At 43.6% G+C, this 5,158-nt stretch carries 7 protein-coding genes; 5 read left to right on the top strand and 2 right to left on the bottom strand.

Annotated features, from left to right (window positions below; all coding sequences use genetic code 11):
• Window positions 1-1,111 (bottom strand): hypothetical protein (locus tag F6K57_RS36195; protein WP_293072941.1); only part of this gene is annotated, 1,111 nt, incomplete at its 3' end.
• A gap of 386 nt (window positions 1,112-1,497) precedes the next feature.
• Window positions 1,498-1,806, bottom strand: coding sequence for a hypothetical protein (locus F6K57_RS36190; RefSeq protein ID WP_075902665.1), 309 nt, complete (start codon window positions 1,804-1,806; stop codon window positions 1,498-1,500).
• Between the two features lie 798 nt (window positions 1,807-2,604).
• On the opposite strand from F6K57_RS36190, the gene F6K57_RS36185 reads away from it, so the two are divergent.
• From F6K57_RS36185 to F6K57_RS36170, 5 genes are all read left to right on the top strand, one after another.
• Window positions 2,605-2,868, top strand: coding sequence for a hypothetical protein (locus F6K57_RS36185; protein ID WP_075896879.1), 264 nt, complete (start codon window positions 2,605-2,607; stop codon window positions 2,866-2,868).
• 277 nt (window positions 2,869-3,145) lie between these two features.
• Window positions 3,146-3,472, top strand: coding sequence for a hypothetical protein (locus F6K57_RS42290; RefSeq protein ID WP_364305553.1), 327 nt, complete (start codon window positions 3,146-3,148; stop codon window positions 3,470-3,472).
• Complete coding sequence (locus F6K57_RS36180) at window positions 3,439-4,032, top strand: Uma2 family endonuclease (RefSeq protein WP_330359406.1); 594 nt, start codon at window positions 3,439-3,441, stop codon at window positions 4,030-4,032. The genes F6K57_RS42290 and F6K57_RS36180 overlap by 34 nt, the downstream gene beginning before the upstream one ends.
• 487 nt (window positions 4,033-4,519) lie before the next feature.
• On the top strand, window positions 4,520-4,729 hold the full coding sequence (locus F6K57_RS36175) for a bacteriocin (RefSeq protein ID WP_070391300.1): 210 nt from the start codon (window positions 4,520-4,522) through the stop codon (window positions 4,727-4,729).
• Window positions 4,730-4,861: 132 nt separating this feature from the next.
• Window positions 4,862-4,987 (top strand): hypothetical protein, encoded by a 126-nt coding sequence (locus F6K57_RS36170; RefSeq protein ID WP_269086946.1) that lies wholly within the window; start codon window positions 4,862-4,864, stop codon window positions 4,985-4,987.
• Window positions 4,988-5,158 lie beyond the last annotated feature (171 nt).

The following is a 5,158-nucleotide window of genomic DNA, read 5'->3' as shown; positions in this document are numbered from 1 at the left end:
CTTGTTGTCCGGTAATGTGCGGGTCACGGTTGGGGTCGAAATCTTTGTCGCTAATCCAAGGACGGGTGTAGTAGGGGAAGTATCGCGAGCCAGTAGCGATCTTATCTCCTACTCCACGACCAATGGGCGTAATGGTGACATGGGGAACTGTAGCCAAAATGACATGGCGAGCTTGGATTTGCTTGACTTGCTCAACTACTTGATCCAATTCCGCTTTGAAATCTTCCGGAGACCAGATTGTAGGTCGCTGATTGGGCTGTGGTGAATTTAAATCGCGATCGCAACTCCATCTGACCTGCAATTGAGCAATGGTGCCCATGGCATTATTCGCCCCAATCATGATCATCAGGGTTTCAATACCATCTCCCTCACCGTTTTCTAAACTTCCTTCTTGCCCTAGTGCCACGGCAGCTTGGACTGGGGTAAGTGCTTTACCCTGTGAATCCCGTGCGGAGTCCAAAACCCTCAATCCAGCATGTTCGCTGGCCTTCTCAACGATTTGCCGCAATAGATGATCCGTTGGTGCCTGGATTTCTTTTCTGAGGGTATCTGCGTCCTTAGAGATAATGTCTTTGAGATTCCAACCATAAATAGCGAGGTTGTGGTTAATTCCTTTTTCCATAGCAACAGTAGAACCAACGCCCCCTTGCCAACCAGGACCCCGTTCCCAATAATCTTCTATGTCGTCCATAAATTCGCGGATTGAAAACAATGCCGACCCTAATTCCCACCAGTTTATCTGGTCACCAAACTGTCGCTCTAAGTGCCTAACTACATACTCCATATTCAGGGGTAATCCACCAAATTTACCATATTGGCTGGGACGACGCAGGTGTTTTTCCCAACCCATTTCTTGAGCAATCATCATGGGATAGGATAGGTCAGTGTTAAAAATTGCTCCACTCTGGACGCCATGGCTTAGGGAATCACCAATGGTGACCAGTCGATGTCGGGGAGTGCCTGGCTTTTGGTTGACTTCAATACTTAATTCCGGACGGATACCCAGAGTAGGGTCTGTTTCCGGTGGACGCCCTTGAGGTTGGATAACTTCTTTGACCTGATCTGGGGCGTCAAAGTCGAGCATGTCTTTGGTAAGAAAGCGTTTGATCATAGTTGCCTGTTTATTAAAAAGAAAGAGTGGTAATCAGTGATTAGATAATTCACCTCAGCATCAGTTAATTTCAGAAAGGTAAGGATTCAGCTGTAGAGACCTTAGATCCTTAGAGGATATCTCCCAAGTTTTTTGATACTGAATTTTGCCCCCCTAGCCCCCCAACTTTGGGGGGAACAAGAGTCAATTTGCTTCTAAAAGTCCCCCGCCCCCCTAACCCCCCAATTCTGGGGGGAATTAGCGGATGCTTCGCTTTTTTACAGATGGGGACCAACGGGGGCTTGAATGTAGCAAATGAGACTTCTCAGACAACCTCTTAGATCCTAGGGGGGTTTCAGGAATTAATTCCTATAAACTACTTCAAAGCCAGCTGTCAAAAATTCCTTTCAAAGATTCCTAAGGGGATTAAGTTGTATAGCACTACGCATTAAAGTTAGGACATTGATAAAAGCTGCAAAAGCTGTTGTAGTCAACTTTTGCATTTTGCCTCTTGCCAATGCCATTGCGCGTAGCGCTATAACCGGTTCGGGTGACTCAGTACCAGTTCCGTTACATTCCGCCTGTTCGAGCTCCATTTGGTCCTCATATTTAGTAAAACACTTAGGCTTAGCAGCTACAGCTAGATCGAGAACAATGGGTACCTCTAATTTGATCGGAACTTGGAAGACACAGGGATTATAGTATTTGTAAGCCATGGGTTTTACCTCTTGCTGCAATTACTTTTAATCAACACATTTCTATAATCTCAGATATAAATCCACCTTCACAGTACCTTTGAGGGTACTTTTGTTGAGCTGATAAGATCACGGCATAACTTAGGATTGATTATCGATTAATTTCGAAATTAAAACTACTCCAGGCTGAGCTCAACATGGAGGATATCTAGGACTTAATTTATGGCAATACTTTCAAATATCACGGAGCAAAAAGCATTATTTACCGGGAGCAGGTCTTGCGTTGCAGAACATTTGTACTATGTCCCATTAGAGCAAGCTTAAACCCATCAGGGGGCTATAGATAATGTACAAATATTCATAAGTCACATGCTCCCCCTATTACCTATTACCTATTACCCATTACCTATTACCTATTACCCATTACCTATTACCTTAGTACAAATGTTATGCCTAAGTGACATGCTCCATTATTTACCATTGTTTTAGCTGAGATTTAATAATATTGAAAACTACAAAAATAAGCGTTATATAGCGTTTATCGCAGTTATGAGGTACAGTCTTCTTTGACATTGATTCCCTGTTAGGTGCGCTCTTACCATTAAGAATTAAATTCGCCACGGGTCGCACCTCTTGATGCAGCGCATTGCTATTCCCTATTCCCTATTCCCTCTTCTCTGTTCCCTGCTCCCTGCTCCCTTGCTATATTGACTTTGACCATTGACAATCAAAAATTAACAATTAACAAGTGATGAGTTAGCTCAATAATAAGTATTCAACTGGACTTGAGATCAGCAGTTTATTAACCACAAGGATTTCATGGCTACATCTCCCCTTTCCCCTCGTTTGTTGAGAGGGGCAATAGTCGCTCTAGACCCTGCTAATCCCCTAGCTAGTGTGATTATTTTCCAGTACAATCCGGAGACGATGACGCGATCGCTTACGCCCCGGACAGCAGGAGCGGATTTGTCTGCACAGGGTAAATCTGACCTAGACCCTACTGAAGCAAGTGGCATTGCGATGCTCGGTACGAGCCGCTACGGGATTGACCTTTGGTCACGCTACGCGATCGCATCTTACTAATCGGACTAAATATAGCAGTCGAAGTAATAGCAGTCGAAGTAAAGGTTAAGACATATTTCTGTTCCCAGATCCGCTGTTCCCTGTTCCCTTTTCTATAACAACTATTCCGATACTGTCCTATAAAATTTTACTACTAATAGAATAACTAGTGTAGCAACTCTTATACCATAGTTTGGTCAAAAAATACATAACCAAGTGCTAGTTTTTTTTGCGAGTTTCAACGATACCGTAGCGATGGGCGTTATCGTTGAGTAGGTGATACCACCAAAGAGAAACTATGTCTAAAACCATGACCTCTGCTGTTGTGCCTAATACTCCTGTACCGCCAACCCAATATGAACTTCCCTGTGATGACGGTATTCCCATGGAAACGGAACGACATAAACTTCAGATGGAATTGCTGATTGATCCGTTATACCCTTGGTTAGCCCAGTGGGAAGATGGCTATGTTGGGGGTAATATGTTTCTTCATTTCAGTGCAGCACAAATTAGGAATCAAGACTTCCGTGTCTTGATGCAGTCGCTCATGGGGGAAACCCCCTGTTCCCTTGCTGCATCGCTTCGCGAAGCGTGGCCTACGGCCTTGGTCCGGATGTATTTGTAGTGCTTGGAGTTCCCAAAGTCGAACGACTAAGTTGGGTAGTTTGGGAAGAAGGTAAAGGACCTGATGTCATCATTGAGCTAATTTATGATAGTACAGCTAACACCGATAAAACTACTAAAAAAGTAGTCTATCAAGACCAAGTCAGAGTACCAGAATATTTTTGGTACGACCCGTTTAATCCAGAGGATTTTGCCGGATTTAGGTTGCACAATGGCGTGTATCAGCCTTTAACTGAAGATGAACAAGGACGACTAATTAGCGAAAGATTAGGATTAGCCTTAGTCCGTTGGCAAGGGGTCTATAAAAATAATGTCGATACGACTTGGTTACGTTGGGCTACTTTAGAGGGAATTGTGCTACCTACTGCTGAAGAGATAGCAGTGCAAGCTGAAGAAAAAGCAGCTCAAGCTCAACAACAAGCAGTGCAAGCTCAAGAACAAGCAGCTCAAGCTAAACAAGAAGCTACCCAAGCTCAACAGCAATTAGCCCAAGCTCAACAACGAGCTGAGCAACTGGCTGCTCGCTTACGAGCCATGGGAGTGGATCCTGATCAAGTATGAACTGATCTCGCCACGGATTGCTGTAAGCATTTAGCGGTCAGCGGTCAGCCGTAAGCTGATCGCTGACCGCTTACAATAAACCAGTTTTGATGGGTAAGTAGGGCTGGCTGATTAACTCTCAAAGCATTGACAGATAAAGGTTTTAGCCTTTTTGGATCGAAAAAAGGGCAAGCTTTTCGGTCGAAAAAGCTCATTTAATTCACATTTTGGGCAGACAAGAGCAGAAAAATCAAGGGACAATTCTTCCGACTACCTCCTATATAATTCCCATTTATCCTAACTCCTGACTCCACACTCGCTGACTCAATCCCATACCAAAAGACTTTTTCAGCAAACCCTAAGTAATAAGACATAATTTTTACTTTTATGTCCAATTTTATTATTAATTATTATGGATAGTTAATTTTAGCTGGCTAGGATGATAATTAATCCATAAACTCCGAATGGATTGAGCCTAAAACTATATATTACTTGGAGAATAAACGGCATGAGTAATATCAAGATTAATGACCTCAAACCCAGTGGTGCTGAATTATTTGATGACCCGGAAAGTTTTCTAGATGAATTGACTAATGATGACCTACAACAAATTATGGGTGGATTGAGGTTAGCCCTGCCCCCAGATGCAGGTTTTCTTCAGAGACTTAGATATAAAATTCAGGGAATACTATTGTCCCCTAAAACCCCAGTTATCTAAAAGGGAACAGGGAGTCGGGAGTCGGGATTCGGGAATATGGCATCAAAAATTCTCACCATTGATTTAGGTACCCTATAGCAAACAATTCAAGCCCCCAGTAGCAGCAAAGTAGTCTAGAAATTATTAAGATTTGTGAATGCGATTGACCTTGGCCAAAAGGCCACGCTACGCGAACGGTCACGCGGGGCGCGTTCGCATTTTCAAGCGATCGCTTCAATAGTTTTCCAGAAAACTCCCAAAATCAAAGATTTTCCCTAGAGAGCCCTGGAGCAGTAACACAACCCAACCTGGGAAGCCAGATCAACTCACTTAGGGAGCAGGCTAAGGGTGAATGAGTTGTCAGAGCTATCTATGTAGCAATGGAGATTGGCTATGCTTTCCAAATCGATGGGCGGAGGCGGACAGCAGAGGCTACCTCTGAGGAACACA

The organism is Moorena sp. SIO4A5 (assembly GCF_010672005.1).
Taxonomy (GTDB): Bacteria; Cyanobacteriota; Cyanobacteriia; order Cyanobacteriales; family Coleofasciculaceae; genus Moorena.
The sequence above is the reverse complement of the archived record's forward strand: the minus strand, read 5'-3'. Positions and strand labels throughout refer to the sequence as shown.